22 protein-coding genes, 2 tRNA genes and 1 pseudogene are annotated in these 24,087 nt (G+C 67.1%); 9 read left to right on the plus strand and 16 right to left on the minus strand.

Features of this window, described 5'->3' with window-relative positions:
- Window positions 1-320: 320 nt before the first annotated feature.
- The 4 genes from HL671_RS20645 to HL671_RS20660 form a co-directional block, all read right to left on the minus strand.
- Window positions 321-396 (minus strand) — tRNA-Thr (locus HL671_RS20645).
- A gap of 155 nt (window positions 397-551) precedes the next feature.
- Entirely contained in the window at window positions 552-2,477 is a 1,926-nt protein-coding gene (locus HL671_RS20650) for a heme biosynthesis protein HemY (RefSeq protein WP_172238131.1), read from the minus strand.
- Between the two features lie 7 nt (window positions 2,478-2,484).
- Window positions 2,485-3,783: a COG4223 family protein gene (locus tag HL671_RS20655; protein ID WP_172238134.1), complete on the minus strand. Its 1,299-nt coding sequence runs from the start codon at window positions 3,781-3,783 to the stop codon at window positions 2,485-2,487.
- 50 nt (window positions 3,784-3,833) lie between these two features.
- On the minus strand, window positions 3,834-4,571 hold the full coding sequence (locus HL671_RS20660; protein WP_172238137.1) for a uroporphyrinogen-III synthase: 738 nt from the start codon (window positions 4,569-4,571) through the stop codon (window positions 3,834-3,836).
- Window positions 4,572-4,711: 140 nt separating this feature from the next.
- Here HL671_RS20660 and tsaD point away from each other — a divergent pair, with 140 nt between their 5' ends.
- The 3 genes from tsaD to HL671_RS20675 all read left to right on the plus strand — a co-directional run bounded on the left by tsaD (window position 4,712) and on the right by HL671_RS20675 (window position 7,619).
- Window positions 4,712-5,779, plus strand: a complete 1,068-nt coding sequence (tsaD, locus tag HL671_RS20665; protein WP_012040638.1) for a tRNA (adenosine(37)-N6)-threonylcarbamoyltransferase complex transferase subunit TsaD — start codon at window positions 4,712-4,714, stop codon at window positions 5,777-5,779.
- Between the two features lie 231 nt (window positions 5,780-6,010).
- Window positions 6,011-6,991, plus strand: coding sequence for an NAD(P)H-dependent glycerol-3-phosphate dehydrogenase (locus tag HL671_RS20670; protein WP_172238140.1), 981 nt, complete (start codon window positions 6,011-6,013; stop codon window positions 6,989-6,991).
- Between the two features lie 214 nt (window positions 6,992-7,205).
- Window positions 7,206-7,619 (plus strand): EVE domain-containing protein, encoded by a 414-nt coding sequence (locus HL671_RS20675; RefSeq protein ID WP_012040640.1) that lies wholly within the window; start codon window positions 7,206-7,208, stop codon window positions 7,617-7,619.
- 536 nt (window positions 7,620-8,155) lie between these two features.
- On the opposite strand, the gene HL671_RS20680 is transcribed toward HL671_RS20675, so the two are convergent.
- The 4 genes from HL671_RS20680 to HL671_RS20695 form a co-directional block, all read right to left on the minus strand.
- Entirely contained in the window at window positions 8,156-9,658 is a 1,503-nt protein-coding gene (locus HL671_RS20680; protein ID WP_012040641.1) for an ammonium transporter, read from the minus strand.
- Window positions 9,659-9,697: 39 nt separating this feature from the next.
- A complete protein-coding gene (locus HL671_RS20685) occupies window positions 9,698-10,036 on the minus strand; it encodes a P-II family nitrogen regulator (protein WP_006611147.1) in 339 nt (112 codons plus the stop codon).
- Between the two features lie 332 nt (window positions 10,037-10,368).
- On the minus strand, window positions 10,369-11,679 hold the full coding sequence (locus HL671_RS20690) for an ammonium transporter (RefSeq protein WP_172238143.1): 1,311 nt from the start codon (window positions 11,677-11,679) through the stop codon (window positions 10,369-10,371).
- Between the two features lie 84 nt (window positions 11,680-11,763).
- Window positions 11,764-12,102 carry a P-II family nitrogen regulator gene (locus HL671_RS20695; protein ID WP_009031848.1) on the minus strand — a complete coding sequence of 113 codons (339 nt, stop codon included), beginning with the start codon at window positions 12,100-12,102 and terminating at the stop codon, window positions 11,764-11,766.
- 205 nt (window positions 12,103-12,307) lie between these two features.
- On the opposite strand from HL671_RS20695, the gene HL671_RS20700 reads away from it, so the two are divergent.
- Window positions 12,308-13,180 carry a DUF4339 domain-containing protein gene (locus tag HL671_RS20700; RefSeq protein WP_012040643.1) on the plus strand — a complete coding sequence of 291 codons (873 nt, stop codon included), beginning with the start codon at window positions 12,308-12,310 and terminating at the stop codon, window positions 13,178-13,180.
- Window positions 13,181-13,186: 6 nt separating this feature from the next.
- On the opposite strand, the gene tesB is transcribed toward HL671_RS20700, so the two are convergent.
- Entirely contained in the window at window positions 13,187-14,062 is an 876-nt protein-coding gene (gene tesB, locus HL671_RS20705) for an acyl-CoA thioesterase II (RefSeq protein ID WP_172238146.1), read from the minus strand.
- 151 nt (window positions 14,063-14,213) lie between these two features.
- Between tesB and HL671_RS20710 the strand changes: the two are divergent.
- Window positions 14,214-15,437 (plus strand): annotated as a pseudogene (locus HL671_RS20710) (ubiquinone biosynthesis hydroxylase); the annotation flags it as partial.
- A gap of 60 nt (window positions 15,438-15,497) precedes the next feature.
- On the opposite strand, the gene HL671_RS20715 reads toward HL671_RS20710, so the two are convergent.
- Genes HL671_RS20715 through HL671_RS20725 form a run of 3 tightly spaced genes read right to left on the minus strand, consistent with a single transcriptional unit; the run spans window position 15,498 to window position 17,218 of the window.
- Window positions 15,498-16,421, minus strand: coding sequence for an alpha/beta hydrolase (locus HL671_RS20715; RefSeq protein WP_172238152.1), 924 nt, complete (start codon window positions 16,419-16,421; stop codon window positions 15,498-15,500).
- Window positions 16,422-16,423: 2 nt separating this feature from the next.
- Window positions 16,424-16,621 (minus strand): Trm112 family protein, encoded by a 198-nt coding sequence (locus tag HL671_RS20720; protein ID WP_012040647.1) that lies wholly within the window; start codon window positions 16,619-16,621, stop codon window positions 16,424-16,426.
- Window positions 16,622-16,675: 54 nt separating this feature from the next.
- Entirely contained in the window at window positions 16,676-17,218 is a 543-nt protein-coding gene (locus tag HL671_RS20725; RefSeq protein ID WP_172238155.1) for a TetR/AcrR family transcriptional regulator, read from the minus strand.
- Window positions 17,219-17,307: 89 nt separating this feature from the next.
- Between HL671_RS20725 and HL671_RS20730 the strand changes: the two genes are divergently transcribed.
- The 3 genes from HL671_RS20730 to HL671_RS20740 all read left to right on the plus strand — a co-directional run bounded on the left by HL671_RS20730 (window position 17,308) and on the right by HL671_RS20740 (window position 19,166).
- Window positions 17,308-17,658 (plus strand): hypothetical protein, encoded by a 351-nt coding sequence (locus tag HL671_RS20730; protein ID WP_012040649.1) that lies wholly within the window; start codon window positions 17,308-17,310, stop codon window positions 17,656-17,658.
- A gap of 318 nt (window positions 17,659-17,976) precedes the next feature.
- Window positions 17,977-18,324 (plus strand): cupredoxin domain-containing protein, encoded by a 348-nt coding sequence (locus HL671_RS20735; protein WP_012040650.1) that lies wholly within the window; start codon window positions 17,977-17,979, stop codon window positions 18,322-18,324.
- An 11-nt stretch (window positions 18,325-18,335) separates the two neighbouring features.
- On the plus strand, window positions 18,336-19,166 hold the full coding sequence (locus HL671_RS20740) for an FTR1 family iron permease (RefSeq protein WP_012040651.1): 831 nt from the start codon (window positions 18,336-18,338) through the stop codon (window positions 19,164-19,166).
- Here the strand turns inward: HL671_RS20740 and HL671_RS20745 are convergent, their stop codons facing one another.
- Complete coding sequence (locus tag HL671_RS20745; protein ID WP_172238158.1) at window positions 19,167-19,841, minus strand: LON peptidase substrate-binding domain-containing protein; 675 nt, start codon at window positions 19,839-19,841, stop codon at window positions 19,167-19,169.
- Between the two features lie 54 nt (window positions 19,842-19,895).
- Entirely contained in the window at window positions 19,896-20,813 is a 918-nt protein-coding gene (gene trxA / locus HL671_RS20750; protein ID WP_012040653.1) for a thioredoxin, read from the minus strand.
- 285 nt (window positions 20,814-21,098) lie between these two features.
- Between trxA and HL671_RS20755 the strand changes: the two genes are divergently transcribed.
- Window positions 21,099-21,173: transfer RNA gene (locus HL671_RS20755), tRNA-Gly, on the plus strand.
- A 70-nt stretch (window positions 21,174-21,243) separates the two neighbouring features.
- Here HL671_RS20755 and HL671_RS20760 read toward each other — a convergent pair.
- Window positions 21,244-22,662 carry a caspase family protein gene (locus HL671_RS20760; protein ID WP_012040654.1) on the minus strand — a complete coding sequence of 473 codons (1,419 nt, stop codon included), beginning with the start codon at window positions 22,660-22,662 and terminating at the stop codon, window positions 21,244-21,246.
- A gap of 113 nt (window positions 22,663-22,775) precedes the next feature.
- Window positions 22,776-24,080, minus strand: a complete 1,305-nt coding sequence (gene pncB, locus HL671_RS20765) for a nicotinate phosphoribosyltransferase (protein ID WP_172238161.1) — start codon at window positions 24,078-24,080, stop codon at window positions 22,776-22,778.
- Between the last annotated feature and the right edge of the window lie 7 nt (window positions 24,081-24,087).

Genomic DNA, 24,087 nt, shown 5'->3' on the forward strand with positions numbered 1-24,087 from the left:
TCGGCGGTCGATCCCGCCCTGCGCCGGCCCCGGCCGCGCATTGCCTTGTGTCGTCTGACCGAATCGTCACGCGCGCCGGCGTCGCGACCGCGAGCGGAACGTCTCGACCATGACCTCTGGGTACTCATCGCCACCGGCTCAGCCGTTGGCGCGCACGCCGAGCGCAACCGACATTCGCGAGACTCGAACGCGTCGGGACGCGCCGGATCATCACCTGCTGCCAGTGCGGGAAACCCGGCCCGCGGCTCGCGCAGGACGATGGCGCGATTTGGGTTAAGCAATTCTTAACCGGGGGAGGGGACGGCCGAGAGGGTGGGAGCTGGTGCCGCAAGAGGGACTCGAACCCCCGACCCCGTCATTACGAATGACGTGCTCTACCAGCTGAGCTATTGCGGCGAACCAAAAGCAGCACGTGCCCGGCATGACGCCGGACCACGCGAACGCGCTCCTGATATCGGGCCAATCGGCGGTTGGCAAGGACAACGCGCGCCGCCATGCCGCGGAATCGTGCCGCTGTGACCCGGAACCGACGCCGGAGGGACCGGCCGTCCCTAGCTCCCGAAGCGCGACCAGAAGCCGCGCCAGCCGCCGGCCTGCGCCTTGGGCGCGATCTGCTCGGCAAACTCGTCGCGCGTCTGATCTTCGTCGTCGACGCCGGGATCATCGGGGGGCCGCATGATCGGAACGATCGTCTGGAGCGGTGTCTCCGGCGGCTTGCCGAGATCGCTGCGGGTGCGGAACAGCGGCGTCGGCGCGGTCGCCACCGGGTCGGCCGGCTTGGCAGGCGCCTCGGCCTCGCTCTCCGCCTCGTCCCGCTCGGCCTCGGGCGTCTCGCTATCGGCATCGGTCGGTCCGGACGCCTGCAGCGGCGGCGCCGGCTCGGCCGGCGTCGCGCTACTCACCTCGATCAGCCGGTTGTCCTCAGTCTTCTCAACAGGGTTATCCACCGGCCTGTCGACAGGCTTATCCACGGCCTCTTGCACAGGTGTGTCCACAGCCGGCTCGGACACCGCGGTCTCGGCGGGCCGCGGCGGAACGTTGTCCTGCGGGGTCGGCGCGATCACGTCCGGCTGACTCTGACGGGCGACCTCGCGCGGCGGCTCGGCCAGGCCTTCGGGAATAGCGGCGCGGGTCGGCGGCGCCAGCACCGCATCGGCGAATTCGGAGCTCTCGATGACGCTGTTGCGCTCCGACGGCAGGCTGGCGACCGGGGTCTGCCATTGGAAGGCGTCGAGCCGGCCGGTCACCGGCGAGATCGGCCGCCAATGGTCGCTGACATAGCCGTCCGCGGTCCAGGCCGGGTCGTGGCGGGCGCGCACCGCGCGCAGGGTCCATTCGCGTGACTTGCCGGCGTCACCGTGCTCGGTTCGCTCCAACTCGGCCATCAGCATCGCCACGCGCTGGGTCGGGTCGTCGGTGAACGGCGCCAGCGCGGCGCGGGCGCGGCCGAACTCGGCGGCGTCGATCGCCGCGCGAGCGATCGCCAGCGCGCCCTCGATATGATCCCGCGTGCGGGCGGCGAGGTTCTCGATCCGCGTGAGCCGCTGCCGCGCCGAATCGCCGAGCCGCACATGGGCATAGGCGTCGGCGAGGTCGGGATGCGGGCCGGCGGTCCAGGCCGCCTCGATGATCTTCATCGCGCGGCGCACCTGGTGGGCCTCGCTTTCGAATTTTGCCGCCAGCACCGCGGCCGGGATCAGCGTCGGGGCCAGCTTCACCGCCTCCATCGCGCTCGCGCGGGCCAGATCGCGGTTCTCGGTTTCCAGCGCAATGGCGCGCGCGGTCAGCAGCACGCCACGCTGGCGGCGATAGGTCGGCTTGTCGATCATGCCGGCGGTGTAGTTGCTGTCGAGGATGGCCAGCGCGCCGTTCCAGTCGCCCTGGGCGCAGCGGAAGCCGAGCACGGCGTGCGAGGCCCAGGTCGCGTTCGGCGCGAGCTTGAGCGCCTCGTCGGCGATCATGACCGCGGCATAGGCGTCGTCGGCGCGCTGCGCCTCGATGAACAGGCCGCGCAGGCCGAGCAGCCGGGTGTCGTGGCGCTCGGCCATCGCCCGGAAGGCGCGCTGCGCGCCATCGCGGTCGCCGCCGAGCTGGGCGGCCTGCGCATGCAGCAGCAGGGTCAGCGGATCGTCGCCGGCGAGCCGCTTGGCGGCATCGGCGTGCTGGCGCGCCGCGGTCAGATCGCCATGGCCGATGGCCAGCAAGCCGTGGGTGATGGCATGCCGTCCGCGCTGGTGGCGGCGGGCGCGGTGATGGTTGCGAATCCGTCCCGGCGCCCGCAACAGCGCGCTGATCAGGTTCCAGACCAGCACGCAGGCCGCGATGGTCAGGCCGAGCGCCAGCACGAAGACTGGCAGGGTCATGGCGATGCGCCACGGACCCCAGTTCAGCACGACATCGCCGGTCTGCTCGGCGACCCAGGCCGAGCCCGCGGCGGCGAGCCCGACCAGGATAAGGAAGACAACGATCCGGAGCATGGGCGTCCTATTGCGCGGGTTTGGCGAGCGCGGTCATCGCGTCGTCGGCAAATTTGCGGGCGGTCGACAGCGCCGCGTCGCGGGCATCGGCCTTGTCGAGCCAGTCTTTGGCGGGGGCGCGCTCGTCAGGCGACAGTCCCTTCAGCTCGCGCCGCGCCTCGGCGAAATCATTGCGCAGCGCGGCCGCGGTGATCCGCGCGACGACCGCGCCGCGGTCGGTGCCGGCGCCGTCGGTGCGCTCGACCTTCACCAGGCCGGCGGCGCCGGCCGAGAGCTTGCTCAGGATCGAGCTTCCCGTGGTGCCTTCCGGGGCGGGCGGCGCCAGCTTCGGCACGATGGTGAGGAGATCGCGGCTGAGCGCGGCCGGGCTCGGCACGCCGGTGGCGGCAAAGGCGTCCAGCGGTTTCAGCGCGGCGGCATCGGGCGCGAGCGATTTCGCGGTCGACAGCGCCGCGGCATAGGGATCGCCATGGCGGACCGCGACGTCGAGCAGCGCGGCGGCGACCACCCGGCGCAGCGGCGCATCGTCGGCCGGCTTGGCGGCGTCGGCGAGCTTCTGGCTCTCCTGCGCCAGCGCCGCGCTCTGGCTCCTGCTGGTCCGCTCCAGCGCGTCGATCCGCGCAATCAGGCCAGACAGGTCGACCGGGGCCGGCGCGGGCGCCGATGCCGCGCCGTCGCGCGGCTGAGCCTTGACGTCGTTGAGCGCCGCGATCGTCTTGTCAGACTGCGCGCGCAGTCCGGCAATGTCGTTCCGTACCGCCGCGATCGCTTTGTCGGCCGCGTCGAGCCGGCCGGTCACGGCCGGATCCGGTCTGCCGATGCGCTGCTCCAGCCCCGCAACGCGCGAGGTCAGCTCCGTGACGGCTGCGTCCTGGGGCGTCGTGGCCGACGGCGGTTGGACCGGCGGCCAGCCCAGCATCCAGCCGATGCCGATCACCAGCGCCGCTGCGGCCGCGCCGGAGAACGGCGCGATGATCCAGGGCGATACCGGCCGGGGCGGTGGAGGCGCGTCGGCGCGCGGCGGCTCGGCCGCGGCGACAGGCTCCTCGGGCGTCGCGCTTTCGGCCGCTTCGGGTGCGGCGTCCGGCGCCGCATGGGGATGCGACTGGCTCGCGGCGCCCGACGATCCCTCGGCGACGGCCTCGGCCGGGGCTGACCAGGGCGAGGCGGTCGGCCGCTCGGCCGCGCTCTCGGCGGCCGACGGACGCTCCTCGCGCGAGGTCGGCTCCAGGTCGATGGTCGGCGGTGGCCGTTTCGGCCGCCCGGTATCGGAGGCCGGCGCAACGGTGTCGGGTTCATCGACCATGGTGGAAGTTCCCTGGCTGAGGCAAGATTGAGCAGGCCCTCTTACGCCATTCACGACCGTAGCGCACGGGTCAGCCCCTCCAGCATGTCGTTTTCATTCGGATGCGCCGCGATTGTGACCTGCGTCGCGCCAGCTTCGCGCAGCACCTCGGCGACATTGGCCGACATGCAGCAATGCGGCACGGCCAGCGCCGAAATTTCGACGCCATCGGCCCTGATCGCCGCGACGAAGGCCGCGGCACTTCGCCGCGAATAATGCAGCACGGCCGTGATGGCGTTCTTTGCGAATGCATCGCAGACGTCGCGCGGCAGCGTCGTCACCGGGGCCATGCGGTAGACGGTCTGGGTGATCACTTCGAAGCCGCGCCCGGCGAGCTCGCCCGCGAGATCGCGCGAAATGTCGGCTCCGGCGAGATAGAGCAGCGGCGCATCCGCCTTGATGCGGCCGTTGGCGCGCTCGCGGGTGACGAGATCGCGCAAGGCGCCTGCATCGCCGTCGGCGGACATCACCTGGGTGAAGCCGGCCTGGCGCGCCGCCGCCGCGGTGTGATCGCCGACCGCGAACAGCGGCAGGGTCAGTAACGCGGACCGCGCGAGCTGCGGTGCTGCCGCGCGCAGCGCGTTCGACGACGTCACGATGACAGCCGCGGCATCGCGGCCGGCCTCATCGGGCAGCGCGACGGGCTCGAATCGCAACATCGGCGCCAGCAGCACCTCGAAGCCGCGCGCACGAAGTGCTGTGGCGCTGCGGTCATTGTCGGGAGCGGGACGGGTCACCAGCACGGCCATGTGCTATGCTCCCGTCGAATACGGATCAGCCGGGCTGCAACGGACGGACGATTGCACCTGGCGACCTCGTGGTGTTAGGCGGTTCTGCGCACTCATAATGACCAAAAGGGTTGAGATTGGGTAACGATTCGACAACGCTCGTGCTCGGCATCGAAACCACCTGCGACGAGACCGCCGCGGCGGTGGTTGCGCGTGATTCGGACGGCAAGGGGCGGATCCTCTCCAACGTGGTGCGCTCGCAAACCGACGAGCACGCCCTTTATGGCGGCGTGGTTCCCGAGATCGCTGCGCGCGCCCATGTCGACATGCTCGATCATCTCATCGATGCGGCGATGCGCGAGGCCGGCATCGATTATGCCGATCTAAATGGCGTCGCCGCGGCCGCTGGTCCCGGCTTGATCGGCGGCGTGATCGTCGGGCTCACCACGGCGAAGGCGATCGCGCTGGTGCATGATACACCGTTGATCGCGGTCAATCATCTCGAGGCGCATGCGCTGACGCCGCGCCTGACCGATGCAATCGATTTCCCCTATTGCCTGTTCCTGGCGTCCGGCGGCCACACCCAGATCGTCGCGGTCGCCGGCGTCGGCGACTATGTCAGGCTCGGCACCACCGTCGACGATGCGATGGGCGAGGCCTTCGACAAGGTGGCGAAGATGCTCGGCCTGCCCTATCCCGGCGGGCCGCAGGTCGAAGAGGCCGCGCAGCGCGGTGACGCCGCGCGATTTGCGTTTCCGCGTCCGATGCTGGGCCGCAGCGACGCCAATTTCTCGCTGTCCGGTCTCAAGACCGCCGTGCGCAACGAGATCGGCCGGATCGCCCATGTCAGCGCGCAGGACATCGCCGATCTCTGTGCGAGCTTCCAGGCCGCGGTGCTGGAATCGACCGCCGACCGCCTGCGCGTCGGCCTCGATCTTTTCAAGCAGCGCTTCGGAGCGCCGACCGCGCTGGTCGCGGCCGGCGGCGTCGCGGCCAATCAGGCGATCCGCGCCGCGCTCGATGATGTCGCGCAGCAAGCCGGCACCCGCCTGATCATGCCGCCGCCGGCGCTGTGCACCGACAATGGCGCGATGATCGCCTGGGCCGGATTGGAGCGTCTCGCCCTGGGAATGATCGACGGCATGGACGCCGCGCCACGCGCGCGCTGGCTGCTGGATGCGAATGCCAGCGTGCCCGGCAAGTTCGCGAATACGCGCGCGGGGTTTTGAGGGCGTGCCTGGGCTATTTCTTCATCCCTCACGCGCGCGCGGGGCAATCTTCAACCTCGCCCCGCGTGCGGGGAGAGGCCGGATTGCATCGCCAGATGCAATCCGGGTGAGGGGGGCTCTCCGCACGGTCAGTGTGCGGGGCTGCCCCTCATCCCAACCCTCTCAGCGCGAGCGAAGCTCGTCGCGTCCCCGTGAAGAACGGGGAGAGCGAGCGCAGTTGGGCGTGGGGCGATGACGCGCTTCCAAACCATCGCCGTCATCGGCGCCGGAGCCTGGGGCACGGCGCTCGCCGCCGTCGCCGCGCGCGCCGGGCGTGCCGTGACGCTCTATGCCCGCGATGCCGAGCACGCGGCGCGTATCGCAAGTGCCCGCGAGAATCCGCGCTTGCCCGGCATTCCGCTCGCGTCGCGCATCGCGGTCACCGCCGATCTCGCTGCGGCCGCCCGCGCCGACGCTGTCCTGGTCGTCGTGCCCGCGCAGCATCTGCGCGGTGCCGTCATGCATGTTGCGCCGCTGCTAGCGCCCGGCACGCCGCTTGTGGCCTGCGCCAAGGGCATTGAGCATGGCACCCACAAATTCATGACCGAGGTGATCGCCGAAGCCGCGCCGTGCGCGACGCCTGCGATCCTGTCCGGCCCGAGTTTCGCCGACGATGTCGCGCGCGGATTGCCGACGGCAGTCACGCTCGCCGCTCCCGACGAGGCGCTGGCGGCGGCGTTGGTCCAGGCGCTGGGCTCGCCGACCTTCCGGCCCTACCACTCGACCGATGTGCGCGGCGTCGAGATCGGCGGCGCCGCCAAGAATGTGCTGGCGATCGCGGCGGGCATCGTGGCGGGGCGGCAGCTCGGCGCTTCGGCGCTGGCGGCGCTGACCACGCGCGGCTTTGCCGAGCTGGTGCGGCTCGGCCGCGCCCATGGCGCGCGCAGCGAGACGTTGACCGGCCTCTCGGGTCTCGGCGATCTGATCCTGACCTGCGCCGGCCCGCAATCGCGCAACTTCGCCGCTGGCCTGGCGCTTGGCCGCGGCGAGCCGCTGCCGGCCGGCAAGCTGGCCGAGGGGCAATACACCGCGCCGGTGCTGGTCGAGCTCGCCGCCGCGCGCGGCGTCGAGATGCCGGTCGCGCAGGCGGTGGCGGCGATTCTCGCGGGCGCCGTCACGATCGATGCCGCGATCGAGGCGCTGATGCTGCGCCCGTTCAAGGCGGAGGAGTGAGCGCCGGACCGGCACGACGCGAAAACGGCGCGGATCGCGACGCTCTTCCATGTTGACGAACGGGTTGCGCCGTCTTCCGCCGTCATGCCCGCGCTTGTCGCGGGCTTCCACGTCTTGATAATGCGTTGCGATCAAAGACGCGCATGGCGGGGGCTTGCGAAACACGCGCCTGACGCCGCCGCCCGACCATGACAAGTGGAAAGAGACGAGCATCATGAGCTACTGGCTGGTGAAATCCGAACCCTCGGTGTGGTCCTGGGACCAGCAGGTGGAGAAGGGCGCCAAGGGCGAAGCCTGGACCGGCGTGCGCAACTACACGGCGCGGCAGAACCTGGTGGCGATGAAGAAGGGCGAGCTCGCCTTCTACTACCATTCCAACGAGGGTAAGGAGATCGTCGGGATCGCCGAGATCATCAAGGAGGCCTATCCCGATCCGACCGACAAGACGGGCAAGTTCGTCTGCGTCGACATCAAGGCCCACAAACCCTTCAAGACCCCGGTGACGCTCGCCGCCATCAAGGCTGAGCCGAAGCTCGCCGAGATGGCGTTGGTGAAACAGTCGCGCCTGTCGGTGCAGCCGGTGACGCCGGAGGAATGGAAGCTGGTGTGCAAGATGGGTGGCGTGTAGGGGCCGAAGGCTATTGCCTCCGCTTGCGCGATCCGCTGTAGCAGGACTCGCTGTCATCCTGGGGCGCTCGCGGGTTTGGCGCTCGGCATGCCTCGCATGCGCAAGCTGCCCGTCGAGCTACTTTGTCGCACGCGGATCGCGTTGCACCGTCGGGCAAATCGCCTGCACATTTCCGCGCGTCCCTGTTTGGCGAGCGCCCGGCCTTCCCTGCGCCCTCTATTGATGAGGGCGATGATGATGAGCATGACTCGGGCGTCATTGCGCCGCGAGACGGATGCTCGTCCGGAATTCAGCCACCCCCATGGGTTGTCGTGATGCCGATGAGTCAAGATACGCGGACGGTGCCCTCCCCCTCCAGGGGAGGGAGGAAGCGGCCCCCATCAGGTTCGGAAGTGAATCTTGCGCAGATCGTGCAGCGACCAAAAAGAAAGGGGCCCCAGCTTGCGCTGGAGCCCCTCAACGGTCAGGGCATTGCCGGGTATTTGCCCGAACCGAAGTTGCGGACCTGGTCCCGTGGGACCGAGTCCCGGGAGACCTCAGTAGTTGTAGGCGCGCTCGCCGTGGTCGGTGATGTCCAGACCTTCGCGCTCCTGCTCGACGGTCGGGCGCAGGCCGATGACCACGTCGACGACCTTGTAGAGGATCGCTGAGCCGACACCCGACCACACCAGCGTGGCGACGACAGCCTTGACCTGCGCCAGCATCTGCGTGGCGAAGTCGTAGGTGCCGGCGTTGTTGCCGGTGATGTTGGTGTAGTCGGTGATGCCGACGCCGCCGAGGGCCGGGTTGACCAGGATGCCGGTGGCCAGAGCGCCGATGATGCCGCCGATGCAGTGCACGCCGAACACGTCGAGTGCGTCGTCATAGCCGAGCGAATTCTTCACCGTGGAGACGAAGAACAGGCAGACGGGCGAGACGATCAGGCCGAGCACCAGGGCGCCGATCGGGCCGGCGAGACCGGAGGCCGGGGTGACGGCGACGAGACCGGCGACCGCACCCGAGCAGATGCCGAGCAGCGAGGGCTTGCCCTTGACGGCCCATTCGCAGAGCAGCCAGGACAGCGCCGCACCGGCAGTGGCGACCATCGTGTTGACGAAGGCCAGCGCGGTGACGCCGTTCGATTCCAGGTTCGAACCGGCATTGAAGCCGAACCAGCCGACCCACAGCAGCGAGGCGCCGATCATGGTCATGGTCAGCGAGTGCGGAGCCATCAACTCCTTGCCGTAGCCGGTGCGCTTGCCGATCAGAACCGCGCCCACCAGACCGGCGATGCCGGCATTGATGTGAACGACGGTACCGCCCGCGAAGTCGAGGGCGCCAGCGCCGGCGAGCCAGCCAACGGCACCGGTGAGCTCGTCGAGCTTGGCCTGGGCAGCGGTCTTGGCGGCAGCGTCGGTTGCGGCAGCCACAGCCTTGGCAGCGGCGGCAACGTCATCCGGCGCGGCGATGTACCAGACCCAGTGCGCGATCGGGAAGTAGATGAAGGTGACCCAGAGCAGCACGAACAGCATCACCGCCGAGAACTTGATGCGCTCGGCGAAGGCGCCGACGATCAGGGCCGGGGTGATCATCGCGAAGGTCATCTGGAACACGAAATAGGCGAGTTCCGGGATCACGACGCCGTTGGAGAAGGTCGCCGCCACCGAGTTGGCGTCCACGCCGTGCAGGAAGGCCTTGGAGAAGCCGCCGATCCACGACGTCATGCTGCCGCCGTCGGTGAAGGCGAGCGAATAGCCGTACAGCGTCCAGACCACGCCGACCATGGCGACGATCGCGAACACCTGGGTGAGGACCGAGGCCATGTTCTTGGTGCGGACGAGGCCGCCATAGAACAGCGCGAGGCCGGGGACGGACATCATCAGGACGAGCGCGCTGGACACGAGCATCCAGGCGGTGTCGCCCTTGTTGGGAACGGGGGCGGCCGCGGCCGCGGCCGCCGGCGCATCTTCGGCGAACGCCACATCGACGAGGCCAGCGACGCAGAGCCCTGCGACTGCGAGCGTAACCCATCCCGCGCTGGTTGGACGCTTGAACGTCATTTTATTCTACTCCGTAAGTGTTCTGGTGTGAGCGCGAAATCAGAGAGCCGCAGCGTCCGCTTCGCCGGTGCGGATGCGCACGGCGTGGTCGAGGCTGATGACGAAGATCTTGCCGTCGCCGATCTGGCCGGTCTTGGCGGCCGAGCTGATGGCGTCGATGGTCTTGTCGACCTGGTCCGACGGGATCGCGACTTCGATCTTGATTTTGGGCAGGAAGCTCACGGCATATTCGGCGCCGCGGTAGATTTCCGTGTGGCCTTTCTGGCGGCCGTACCCCTTCACTTCGGTCACCGTGAGACCATGAACGCCGATGGCGGTCAGGGCGTCCCGGACTTCTTCGAGCTTGAATGGCTTAATGATCGCCATAACAATTTTCATGGGTCCTATCCCCGCTTGGGCCCGGCACGGACGTTACCGAGCGCTGCTTGTCGACTGAGGTTCACCACGCGGAGAGAGCTTCACGACGCGGGCACAGCCGGGGGACTTAGAATCAAATGCCGTGCCAGTCGGCTGGTCAGGGCTAACGACCCGTGAATCCTGACCTTTTCGGCCTTCAGGGGGGAAGGCGCGGGCTGCGCCATTCCGTCGCGCCCAGGGAATGGGCAGGTATGCGCAAAAATTGCGCATGCCAGGCTCAAGACACAATGCTGCTCACTGCGCGGGCAGAATTCCGCGACTCAGAACAGGTCAATTGCCGCCAAATCCTGCAATTATTGCAGCGCTTCGCCGTGCTGGGAAATGTCGAGACCCTCGAGTTCCTGCTCGCGGGACACCCGCAACGGCACGAAGATGCTGACCAGCTTCAGGAGACCCCAGGTGACGCCGCCCGACCAGACCAGGGTGACGGCGACGCCGTAGAGCTGCGCCGCGAGTTGCTTCGGGTTGCCCTCGATCAGCCCGGCGGTGCCGCCGATCGCTGCCGTGGCGAACACGCCGGCCAGCACCGTGCCGGTGAGGCCGCCGATGCCGTGGACGCCGAACACGTCGAGCGAATCGTCATAATTGAAGCGGTGCTTCAGCGAGGTGCAGGCCCAGTAGCAGATGATGCCGGCCAGCGCGCCGATGACCAGGCCGTGCCAAGGGGCGACGAAGCCCGATGCCGGGGTGATGGTGCCGAGGCCGGCGACCGCTCCGGAGATCATGCCGAGCACCGACGGCTTGCGGCGGGTCGACCATTCCAGCGCGCCCCAGGTGACGGCGCCGGCGCAGGCGGCAAGATGCGTGGTCAGGATCGCCATCACGGCATGCGCGTTGGCGCCGAGCGCCGATCCGCCATTGAAGCCGAACCAGCCGACCCAGAGCAGGCCGGTGCCGACGACCGCGAGCGACAGGTCGAACGGCGACAGGTTCTCGCTGCCATAGCCGTGGCGGCGTCCCATGACCACGGCCGCGACCAGGCCGCCGGTGCCGGCGGACAGATGTACCACGAGGCCGCCGGCGAAATCGACCACGCCGGCCTGGGCGAGGAAACCGCCGCCCCAGATCCAATGCGCCAGCGGCACATAGACGAAGACGAACCAGGCGACGCCGAACACAAGATAGGCCGAGAAGCGCATGCGATCGGCCACCGAGCCGGCCACCAGCGCCACCGTGATGATCGCGAAGGTCATCTGGTACAGCATGAACAGCGCTTCCGGAATCGTCTTGGCTCCGGGATGCACGCTCTCCATGCCCATGCCGGCGAGGAAGGCGCGGTCGAGCGTGCCGATCCAGGCGCCGTCGCCGACGAAGGCCAGCGAATAGCCGAACGCAACCCACAGGATCGAGATCAGCATGACCGCGGCGAGGCTCTGCGCCATCGTCGCCAGCACGTTCTTCTTGCGCACCATGCCCGAGTAGAACAGCGCCAGCCCCGGGATGGTCATCATCAGCACGAGGGCCGTGGCCACGATCATCCAGGCGGTGTCGGCCGGTTCGATCGTCGATGGTGCAGCCGCCAAGGCAGGCGTGGTGAAGATGGCCGCGCCTGCTGCAGCCGAAGCTGCAGACGCGCGAAGGCAACGAGACGCATAGGTCCCCATGACAGTCCCCCCGGCATGTCAGATCAGATTGAGATGTCTTCCGCCGCCGCGCCGTTGCGGCGGGCGTGCCGCTGTCGCGACGGCCTACAGCGCGTCGCTGTCGGTCTCGCCGGTGCGGATGCGGCGGGCGTGATCGATCGGCGTCACGAAGATCTTGCCGTCGCCGATCTGGCCGGTGCGTGCATGCGTGGTGATCACCTCGACCGCCTTGTCGGCGATGTCGGAATTGACCGCGATCTCGATGCGCAGCTTTGGCAGGAAATTCACGATGTATTCGGCGCCCCGATAGATCTCGGTGTGGCCCTTCTGGCGGCCATAGCCCTTGACCTCGGTCACGGTCATGCCGTGGACGCCGATCGCGGTGAGGGCCTGGCGGACCTCGTCGAGCTTGAAAGGTTTGATGATCGCGACGACGAGCTTCATGGTCGGGCCTTGGGTTCCTCGGAGCAGGGCAGCCTGTTTCGAAGGCAGATTGCAGGCGGCCGTTTGGGCTGTTGCTAGGCAAATGGCACAAAATGAGCGCAGCGTTAAGCGAAAACGTCAAGGAGTGACCGATATCACTGAACGAAATGCGGCATCGCCCGACAGATCGAAGACGTTGTCCGCCTCCTCCAGCCAAGGACCCACTATGTCGAATCGTTCCTGGTATTACGCTGCGCAAGGTCAGCAACAGGGGCCCATATCAGAGGACGAACTGCGCGACCTGATCGCCAGGAGCGTCGTGACCGCCGACACGCTGCTGTGGAGCGACGGCATGGCCGGCTGGGAGAAGGCCGGACGCATTCCCGGATTGATGTCGGGCGTGCCCGAGATCCCGCCGGCGGCACCTGCTTTCGATATCGGGGGGCCTGCCTCGGCCGGGGCGCTCTCGGCCAAGCTGGACACCTGGCCCTATTTCGGCTGGGCGCTGCTGTATGTCGTCGGCCAGCTCGTGATCATTCTCGCGCCCTGGACTGCGGTCTATCTCTACCGCTACGTGGTCGAGCGGATCAGGGTGCCCGGTCGGCCCAATCTCAGTTTCACCGGTCAGCCGCTCGACATCTGGTATGTCTTCGTCGGTCTCGGCGTACTGACCTATATCGGCACCAGCGACAGGCCATTCTTGCAGCTGGTTTCAGTGGTCGGACAGGCGCTGCTGGGCTGGATGATCCTGCGCTGGGTGGCCACCAAGATCGCGTCGAATGGCGAACCGCTGCCGCTTCGCTTCGAAGGCAGCCCGCTTGCCTATTTCGGCTGGTATCTCGCAACGCTGGTGTCGGCGATCACCATCATCGGCTGGGCCTGGGTGCTGACGGCCTGGATGCGCTGGATCTGCCGCAACGTCCAGGGCTCGCGGCGCGAGCTGGTGTTCAACGCCTCCGGGCTGGATGTGCTGTGGCGCACGCTGCTGTTTGCGGTGGGCTGCGCCTTCATCATTCCGATTCCGTGGCTGTTGCGCTGGTACAGCACCTGGTACGTGTCGCAATTCGCGCTCGTGCCACGCACCGCGCAGCCGGTGTGACGCGGGCTAGGACCTTCGCTCGCGGATCGAGCCCTCCTGCGCGACGGAGGCGACCAGCGTGCCGTCGGGCTTGAAGATCGAGCCGCGGGTCAGCCCGCGGCCGCCCTGCGCGCTCGGCGAATCCTGCGCATACAGCAGCCATTCGTCGGCGCGGAACGGCCGGTGAAACCACATCGCATGATCCAGCGAGGCCGGCATCATGCGCTTGTCGAACAAGGTCCGGCCGTAGCGCGCCATGACCGCGTCGAGCAGCGAGAAGTCCGATGCATAGGCCAGCGCGCACATGTGCAGCGCCGGATCGTCCGGCAGCTTGGCCGCCGTCTTGATCCAGACGTGAATGCGGCCGTCATCGATCTTCTGGCCGAAATAGCGGCTGAGCTCGACTGGGCGCAGCTCGATAGGACGATCGGATTCGTAATAGCGGCGGATGAAATCCGGCATCCGCTGGAAGACTTCCTGGAACATTGGCTGCTTGGAGATCTCCTCCGCGGTGAGCTTCTCCGGCGGCGGCACGTCCGGCATCCTGTCCTGGTGGTTGAACGCGCTCTCCTCGTCGCTGTGAAACGAGACCATGATCGAGAAGATCGCATTGCCGTGCTGGATCGCGGTGACCCGGCGGGTCGCATAGCTCTTGCCGTCGCGCAGACGCTCGACTTGGTAGATGATCGGCACCTGCGGATCGCCGGGCAGGATGAAATAGCAGTGCAGCGAATGCGGCAGCCGGCCCTCGACGGTGCGGCAGGCCGCCATCATCGCCTGGCCGATGACCTGGCCGCCGAACACGCGCTGCCAGCTGGTCTTCGGGCTGTTGCCGCGGAACAGGTTCACCTCGATCGGCTCGAGGTCGAGGATCGAGATCAGGTCGATCAGTCCCTTGGACATGGCACGGTGCTTTCGCTGGCTCGGCCGCCGGCGCCGGCCGCGCCAAAGCGGGACAGGCATCCGGAAATGACGGCCTGGGGTGGCGGCCCTTGGTTCACGCCCCTGTTTCGCCTAGCTATAGTCCACCCGCAAGAGCAACCGTGAGCAGAGTGGCATGACGACACAGCGAAGCATTGTCATTTGTGGCGGGGCCTTCGCCGGCCTGGCGCTCGCGCTTGCGCTCCGGCAGGGACTCGGTGCCGAGGTGCCGGTGATCGTGGCCGATCCGGCGCTGGCCAACCGGCCGAGCCGCGATCCGCGCGCCAGCGCCATCGTCGCCGCCTGCCGCAAGCTGTTCGACGCGATCGGGGTCTGGGCCGATGTCGCGCCGCAGGCGCAGCCGATCCTCGACATGGTCATCACCGATTCCAAGCTCGAGGATGCCACGCGGCCAGCCTTTCTGACCTTTGCGGGCCAGGTCGAGGCCGGCGAGCCGTTCGCGCATATGGTCGAAAACCGGCTGTTGATCGACGCCCTGGTCCGGCACGCGGAGGCGGCTGGTGTCGAGCTGAAGGCGATGCCGGTGACCGGCTTCAAGACCCGGGCGGACGCTGTCGCGGTCACGCTGGGCGACGGCAGCGAGGTCGAGGCCAGCCTGCTGGTGGCGGCCGATGGTGCGCGCTCGAAGCTGCGCGAGCGCGCCGGCATCCAGACCCATGGCTGGGACTATGACCAGTCCGGCATCGTCGTCACCGTCGGCCATGAGCGTGACCATGGCGGCCGTGCCGAGGAGCATTTCCTGCCGCCCGGTCCGTTCGCGATCCTGCCGCTGACCGGCAAGCGCTCGTCGCTGGTGTGGACTGAGCGCCGCAAGGAGGCAAAACGCCTCGTCGAACTGAGCGCCGACGAATTCCATGCCGAGCTCGAGAAGCGCGCCGGCCTTCACCTCGGCGAATTGAAGGTGCTCGACCAGCCGCGTGCGTTCCCGCTGTCCTATTTCGTGGCGCGCTCGTTCATCGCGCCGCGGCTGGCGCTGGTCGGCGACGCCGCTCATGTGATCCATCCGATTGCGGGACAGGGCCTCAATATGGGGCTGAAGGACGTCGCGGCGCTGGCTCAGGTGGTTGTCGATGCCGCCCGCATGGGAATCGATCCGGGCCAGGTCGACGTGCTCGAAAGCTATCAGCGCTGGCGGCGCTTCGACACGATGGCGATGGGCGTCGCCACCAACTCGCTGAACTTCCTGTTCTCGAACAAATCGACCTTGCTGCGCGCCGTGCGCGACATCGGGCTCGGGATCGTCGATCGCGCGCCGCCGTTGAAGGAGCTGTTCATCAAGCAGGCCGCCGGCCTGACCGGCGAGATGCCGCGGCTGTTGAAGGGGGAGGCGCTGTAGAGCGTTGATCCGGACAAGCTGTAACCGGCTTTCCGAAAGGATGATGCTCCAACAAGGAGCTCAGCGCGGGCCTGCGGCCGCGATGAAACCGGCGACCGCCTCGACCATGTCGGGGTCGAGCGGCCGGTCCGGGTCGTTATAGGAGGCGAGGTTCTCGTCCTCATTGGCGACGTCGACCAGCACGTGATTCATCTCCGGCAGCCAAAGCGTCTTGGCGGCCGGCGCGGCGGCGGCGAGCGCGACCATGTCGAGCCGCGCAATCTGGCTGTCGCGGGCGCCGCCGACGATCAGGATCGGGATCGTGATCTGCTTCAGCGGATCGATCGGGTCCTCCGCGAAGGCCGAGCCGATGCCGGGCTGCATCTGGGGCGCGATCGGCAGGTCAGGGGGCGGCGGATCGACAATCTGCCCGGCCATGATGGCGTCGATCGCCTTCGCGACCGGCTCCATCTTGGCAGCCGGCAGCTTCCTCTCAAGCTGCGTCTTCAGCAGATCGCCCTGCCGCCGCGCCGAGGTCGCGAGCAGGATCAGCCGGTCGACCGGCGTGCGTCGGGCGGTGAGGATCGCCACCAAGCCACCCTCGCTGTGGCCGACGAGCGCGATGCGGGCGAACTTGCCGCGCAAGAAGTCGACGAGAGAAGCGGTATCGCCGACATAGTCCTTGAACCGGAAATCCTCCGGCCGGCCGAACTCTGCCTTCCAGCCGCGTGCGCCTCTCTTGTCGAAGCGCAGGCTGGCGATGCCGCGGGCGGCGAGCTGATCGGCCAGCTTCTTCAATGTCGCCGGCTTGAGCTGCGGCCCATTGCCGTCCCGATCCGTCGACCCGGATCCGGCGATCAGGAGCGCGACCGGCGGCCGTTCGATGCCTGCGGGGGTGGTGAGAACGGCGTCGAGCGCGCCGACGCGGATCGTGCTCTCCTCGGCCGTCGCTGCCGAGGTGAGGACGACCAGGGCAAGCGCGCAGCGAATCAGGGCCGAGCGCATCGTCAGCCGATCTTTCGCGCTTCCTCGGGCAACATGATCGGAATGCCGTCGCGGATCGGATAAGCGAGCTTGGCCGAGCGGGAGATCAACTCCTGCTTGGCGGCGTCATACTCCAGCGGTCCCTTGGTCATGGGGCAGACCAGGATCTCGAGCAGCTTCGGGTCGACAGAATTGGCGGGGCGATCGAGCGGGGCGTTCATGGCATGGTCTCCGGCGGGCGCTGTCTAACATATTCACGGTCGCGCTGTCGTCACTCAAGGCTCATGCAGCGCGATCCGGATCAGCTCGCCGAGCACGGCCTCCTGCTGTCCGGCCGGCAGCGGTCGGCCGGACAATGCGTGGCCGAGAAACGCCCAATACAGCACTTGCGCGCGGGCCTGGGCGACATCCGGCGGCAGACCTCGGGCGGTGAGCAAGTCCTCGATATAGCCCAGCCGGCGCTTGTCGATCGCCTGCACGGCGTGCTGCGCCGCCGCGTCCGACGCGGCCCAGCTGCGGACGGCCCGCTCCAGACTGAGCCTGATGGTAAAGCTGCGACGCAGCAGCACGGCGATCGCCGGTTCGTCGCCAGCGCTCGCCTCGACCCCGCTGATGATCTGCTCGGCTGCGATGTCGCGCCAATGCTTCAGCAACGCGGCATGGAACGCGGCCACGTCGGCAAAGTGCCAGTAGAAGCTGCCGCGCGACACCCCCATCACCTTGGCCATCGGCTCGGCCTTGAGCGCGGTGAAGCCACGGCTTGCCAGCACCTTGAGACCCTGGTCCAGCCAGTCCTTCGCCGAGAGCTGTTCGTTCATGTCGTCACCACCCGATCGACCATACACAAGTGTATTGACGGGCGCCATCCTCTCGGGCAGGCTCCATACAGAACTGTATGGAGGTGGCGATGCGCGATATGCTGTTGCAATGTGCCGGGTTGGCGGTGATCGTGGTGGCGCTGATCCATGGCCTGCTCGGCGAGACCACCGTGTTCGCGCGGGCCAGCATCGCGCCGGAGCGGCTGCGCACCTTGCTCCGCCTGGTGTGGCAGGCTGGCACGGTGGCATGGATCGGCTATGGTCTCTTGCTGATTGCTGCGCCCTGGATGGGCTCGGAGCCCGCGCGGCATTGGATCGCGATCACGGCCATCGTCGTGTTCGCGTCCGCCGCCTGCGCCAATGCCGTGGCGACACGCGCGCGCCATTTCGGCTGGGTCATGCTCGCGGGAGCCGTTGTGCTCGCCGCAGCGGGCTATTGAGATGCGCCGGACACCAGCCTCACGTCGTTTGCCTGCTCCGATCGGCGGTCAATGTTTTGCCGCAAAACGGCAATGCGCGGCCGCGGTGTGGCAAGCCGACGAACGATCTTAACGAAACAACGCCGGACGACCGCCGGCGGCCAAGCACTCGCCACTGCCAAGACATATTCGCGAAGAATGGTTCCAACTTAGAAGGAGTCTCTTTGCAGACCCGGCGGCGGGCCGATTAGCTGTTCGTCGTCGCGAACGGGTACTCGCCATCGAGCGGCCGCGTACCAGTTCTCCGATTTGTTTGTCGTGATACGAGGGGACTGATCGATGTTGGTCGACGTGGTGCGGAAGTTGATGGTCGTTGCCGGCAGCCTCGGCGTGATGCTGGCGATGACGCAGGCCCAGGCAGACGGGCGGAACGAGATCTGCCTCACTTATGCGAATGGACAATTCGAGCCGAAAGAGCCGACCGTGCCGGCCGACGCGCCGCTGACCATCCGCGTCAAGAATTTGGACGCCAAGGCGATGGAGTTCGAGAGCGAGACGCTCAAGATCGAAAAGGTCGTTGCCGGCAACAGCGAGGCCGTCCTCAACGTTCGTGCGGTGAAGTCGGGACGCTACGAATTCCACAACGACTTCAACGAAAAAGCACGCGGTTTCCTCATTGTTCAATAAAGGGTGGTCTCATGCTTGCCGCGCTGATCATCGTCTTTCGTGAAGTGTTCGAGGCCGGTCTGATCGTCGGCATCGTGCTCGCGGTCACGAGCTCCGTGCCGTATCGGCTGCGTTGGATCGGCGGCGGATTGTTTGCCGGGCTTGTCGGCGCCTGTGCCGTCGCGGCCTTCGCCGGGACGTTGACCCAGCTGTTCGAGGGCATGGGGCAGGAGCTGTTCAACGCGGCGATCCTGTCGACGGCGGTGATCATGCTGACGTGGCACAATGTGTGGATGGCCCGGCATGGTCGTGAGATGGCCAACGAGCTGCGGACGATGGGGCAGGCGGTGGTCGACGGCGCAAGGCCGTTGGTTGCGTTGGCAACCGTGATCGCCATCGCTGTGCTCCGCGAAGGCAGTGAGGTCGCGCTGTTCCTTTATGGTGTCGCGGCCACAAGCGAGGGCGGCGGTCGGGCGCTGCTCGGCGGCGGTGCCTTGGGCCTGCTGCTCGGCGTGGCCGTCTGTCTTGCGACCTATTTCGGTCTGATGCGGATTCCGCCGCGCGCTTTGTTCAGGACCACCACCGTGCTGATCACGCTGTTGTCGGCCGGCATGGCGGCCCAGGCGGTGTTCTTTCTCGCTCGCGCCAACTGGCTGACCTCGTTCGATCAGGTGGTGTGGGATTCGAGCGCTGTTCTGCCCGAGGGCGGCGTGGCCGGCCGAACCCTGAAGGCGCTGATTGGATATACCGACCAGCCGACGGTGATGCAGCTCGCCGCCTATGTCGGCGTGATCCTGCTCACGGTGATATTGATGCGCTTGACCGCGGGAACGCGCGCGCCGCGCGTGATCGCGGCCGAGTGATCATTGCAGCGGCGGATCGCCCGAGGTCCGCTTCTTTGCGAGATCCATCTCGGTCACGGCGATCAGGATCTCGGCGCGGGTTTTCAGGTCCGGCGCTTCGAGCATGGCCTGCTTCTCGGCCGGACCATACGGCGACATCATGGCCAGCGCGTTGACGAGCGCCTCGTTCGGGGCCGCCTCGATGCCCGCCCAGTCGACCTTGAGATTGTTGGCCTTCAGGAAGTCGGTGAGAACGGCCAGCAGCGCCTCGCGATCAACGGCGTCCTCGCCCTTGCGGGCCTTGAAGTCGTCGACATACGGAAAATAGTCGACCTTGCACTGCCGGTACGGCGTCAGCACCGACATCTCCTCGACGACCTTGAAGCGGGACACGCCGGTCAGTTCGAGGATGTAGCGCCCGTCGCCGGACTCGGCGAGTTGCGTGATCCTGCCGACGCAGCCCACCTTGAAGAGGGCCGGACGCTCCTCGCTGGAAGAATGGCTGACGTCAGGCTGGATCATCCCGATCAGCCGACGACCGTCGCGAAACGCGTCGTCGACCATCGCGAGATAGCGCGGCTCGAAAATGTTGAGCGGCATTTGGCCGCGCGGCAGCAGCAGGGCGCCGGCCAGCGGAAACACCGGAATGACCTCCGGCAGTTCGGCAGGACCGCGATATTCGGCATTGATCGGCATGCGATACCTCGTGTCCGCTAAACCCGTATCCGCTGAAGCGTGGGCCCCGCCGGTTTACGAGAACAGGATCGTCGACAGCCGCTTGCGGCCCTCGATGGTGGCCTCGTCGGCGCCGCCCCAGGCCTCGAAGAATTGCACGAGCTGCTTGCGCGCGCCATCCTCGTTCCACTTGCGGTCGCGTTTGACGATCTCGAGCAATTGATCGGTGGCTTCCTTTCGCTTGCCCGCGGCGTTGAGTGCCGTGGCGAGATCGAAACGCGCCTGATGATCCAGCGGATTAGCGGCGACCTTTTGTTCGAGCTCGCCGATCGGTCCGAGCGACTGCGCCTGTTCGGCAAGATCGATCGCCGCCTGCACTGCCGAGACCGCGGAATCGCCGCGCTTGGCTTCCGGGACTTGGGCGAGCGTCTCGCGGGCCTGCTCGATCGCGCCGGTCTCGACGTAACATTTGGCAAGTCCCGCCAGGGCCGCGATGTTGGCGGCGTCGAACGACAGGATCTCGGCATAGATCTGCGCGGCGCCCGTGGGGTCGCCCTCGGCCAACACGGCTTCGGCTTCCTTGAGAATCTCACCGATGTCCGGTTCGCCGACACCCGGGACGCCCTTGGTCAGCTTCTCGATGAAGGCACTGACCTGACTCTCGGGAACGGCGCCCATGAACCCATCGGCAGGCCTGCCGCCGACAAACGCAATCACCGCCGGAATCGACTGAATGCCCATCTGGCCGGGAATGGCCGGATGCTCGTCAATATTCATCTTGACCAGCTTGACCTTGCCCTTGGCGGCCTTGACGGCCTTCTCCAGGATCGGAGTCAGCTGCTTGCACGGGCCGCACCAGGGAGCCCAGAAGTCGATGAGAACCGGCTGACGCTTCGATTCTTCGATGACATCCTTAACGAAGCTCTGCGTCGTGGTGTCCTTGATCAGATCCGGCACCTGTGCCGTTCCGCCGCCCTGCTCAACAATGGTCACGGGAATCCCTCGTCCGAAAATGCTGGGATGGCCGGCCGGCCGGAACCGGCCGCCGCCGTGCCTCAATACACGGTTTCCTCCGCTTTAAGTGGCGGTCCTCCCGGAAATTTCAATCTGCTCATGCCCGAACCCGCCAATTGCTCGGTTTCGATCGCTGGGGCGCCCTGGACGTAAAAAACGACACTGTTCCACGACGAAAGCTGTCGCAGACCTGTTGCATTCGTCCGCGGCTTTTGGCATAGGTCTGCCCGTCGCTGGCGGCCACGCCGCCCAGTGGTCACGGATGCGGGTGTAGCTCAGTGGTAGAGCACGACCTTGCCAAGGTCGGGGTCGAGGGTTCGAACCCCTTCGCCCGCTCCAAATATCTCGCTCCGCGATCGCTTCTTCCTCACAGCACGGCCGATCATCTGGATGTGATCACGATAGGTGATCATTTGGCTGCCTGGGATCTGCCCCAGGCGGCGAATGCATCGGCAAACACCCTGTCCCCGCTCGGACCTTTGCCGATCGCCAGGATACCGCGGCGCTGGCTGGCATAGACGAGCGGAATATCGAACCATTCGCGACCAGCCAGGAGCTCCTCGTTGCGTGCGCGATCGGCCTCGACGTTGGACAGGCCGACGAGGAACGATCCCTCGGTGATCTTCACGGCGAGCCCCGCCAGCGGCGTCCCGCGCGCCTGCTCGCTCGTCTTCATCAGCATCCCAGGAACGTTGCTGATCGCACCGCCGACGAATTCGGGTGCCGGCTTGAAGGTGAGCTCGGCGACGTGGCTGGCCGGCAGGGTCGGATCGTCGTTGCGCCGCAGCTGCAGGCTCACTTTCAGTTTGCGCTCGGGAATATCGATCTCGGCGCGGATCGCCGCCGTGTCTGCTCCCGATTGCGCGCTCTTGACGGTCTCTATTCGCCAGACGACCGAGCCGGAATAGCGCTTGCCCCGGGGCTCCGAAACGTCCTCGTCATACAGCACGGCGAGGCCGGGCGTCCTTGCATCGGCTGCCACGGCTGACGCGGCGGGGCGCGGCGGAGCAGGGGCCTGGCTGGCGACCGGGCTCGCCGGCTTGGCCGCGGCCGGGCTGAGCTGGGCACCACCGTCGAGCAGGGTGAACATCACGAAGGGCTGCTGCGCGCCGCTCGTGGCGCGCTGCACCGCCATGTTGGTCTGGTTGAAGATGTCGATCAGGCGCGGGCCGGGCTGCTGGAGCACGTCCGCAAGTGCGGCCGTGAACGCGCTGTGCCCGTCCGGGCCGCGCTGGCCGATGGTCCCCGCTTGCGCGGCAAAGGACAGCACGGTCCGCGCGGGCATGCCGACCGGGACGAGGCCCGCGGCCAGTCCGGCGATGCCGCGCGCAGCGAACGGATTGGCGCGGAATGCATCGAGGATGACGACGTTCTGTCGGCCGCTCGGCCCGTCCAGTTCGCGCAGGATCGCGCCGAGGTCGCGCAACTCGGTGGCCAGGTCGTCAGCCTTGGCCGGCGCCGCATCGACCGGAACGAGGTAGCTGGTGCCGTTGAGATTGAGCCCGTAGCCGGCGTAGTAGATCAGCGCGAGGTCGGCATCGGCAATCCGCCCCTTGAACTCGGCCAGCGCGCGGTCAAAACCCTTTCTGTCGAGGTCGATCTGGGCAGCGCCGCCGCTCAAGGTGAAGCCGAGCCGCGTGAGCCTGTCGGCCAGCAGCCGGGCATCGGTCGCAGGCTCGTCCAGCAGCGGCGCATGTTCGTGAATGGAATTGCCGATCACCAGCGCCACGCGCTTGTCGGCCGCCGCCGGCTCCGCAGCGGTGAACATCGCGATGACGATGATGATTGCGGACCACAGCTGTGTGCCCCGGCCGCTCAGCCCATGCATGACGACAATCTCCTGCCACCGGTTTTGACCTGCTCGCCCGCTGATTTTACCGCAAGCTGAACAAAACCGGAACAGGAATCATCTGGCACCCGCGCGACATTGCGCTCAGCGGTTCAGACGACCACGGGCGTCCGCACCCGGCCGGCATCGCCGAACACGCGCAGGTAACGGGCGATCTCAGCGGGATCGCCGGTCGCCTTCTCCGGGTTGTCGGACAGTTTCACCGCGGGCTGGCCGTCGACTGACGTGACCTTGCAGACCAGCGAAATCGGGTCGAGATCGACCGAGCCGTCCGGCGCGCAGCCGACGAAGTCGTTGGTCAGGTTGGTACCCCAGCCGAATGACAGCCGCACACGGTCGGAGAAGCGATGATGGATCTGCTCGATCGATTCGACATCCATCGCATCGGAGAACACCAAGAGCTTCTGCTTGGGATCGCGGCCCTTCGACTTCCACCAGGCGATGATCTCCTCCCCGGCCTCGATCGGCGGCGCGCTGTCGGGACGGAAGCCGGTCCAGTCGGCGACCCAGTCCGGCGCATCGCGCAAGAAGGCCTTGGTACCGAACGCGTCGGGCAATGCGATCAGGAGGTTGCCGGCATAGGTCTGCCGCCATTGGTCGAGAATCCGGTACGGCGCAAAGCGCAGCTCGTCGTCATCCCTGGCGAGCGCGGCCGCGACCATCGGCAGCTCATGGGCGTTGGTGCCGATCGCTTCGAGATCATTGTCCATCGCCAGCAGGACGTTCGAGGTGCCGGTGAAGGATGGGCCCAGGCCTTCCTTGACGGCCTCGACACACCAGCGCTGCCACAGGAAGCCGTGGCGGCGGCGGGTGCCGAAATCCGACAGCCGCAGCCCCTCCAGTCTGCGCAGCCGCTCGACCTTGGCCCACAGCTTGGCCTTGGCGCGCGCGAACAGCACGTCGAGCGCGAAACGACCCTGGCCCTTCATCGCCTGCCGGGAGCGCAGCTCGTTGACGATGGCCAGCGCCGGGATCTCCCACATCGTGGTGTGGGTCCACGGCCCGTGGAAATGCAACTCATACTGGCCGTCGGCCTTGTGCAGCTCGTATTCGGGCAGGCGGAAATGGGCGAGCCAGGCCAGGAAGTCCGGCGAGAACATGTGGGTCTTGCCGTAGAAAGTGTTGCCGGCCAGCCAGATCAGCTCCTTCTTGGTGAAGCGGATGGTGCGGGCGTGGTCGAGCTGCGCGCGCAGCTCACCCTCGTCGATGACGTCGCCCAGCCGCACGCGCTTGGTGCGGTTGATCACCGAAAAGGTCACCTTCTGATCCGGGTAGAATTCCCGAATCATCTGGAGCATCAGCAGCTTATAAAAATCGGTGTCGAGCAGGCTGCGCACGATCGGATCGAGGCGCCAGCCGTGATTATAGGTTCTGCTCGCGATATCTGTGACGGTCATGCGAAAA

Origin of the sequence: Bradyrhizobium denitrificans, assembly GCF_013179005.1 — a bacterium.
GTDB lineage: Bacteria > Pseudomonadota > Alphaproteobacteria > Rhizobiales > Xanthobacteraceae > Bradyrhizobium > Bradyrhizobium denitrificans.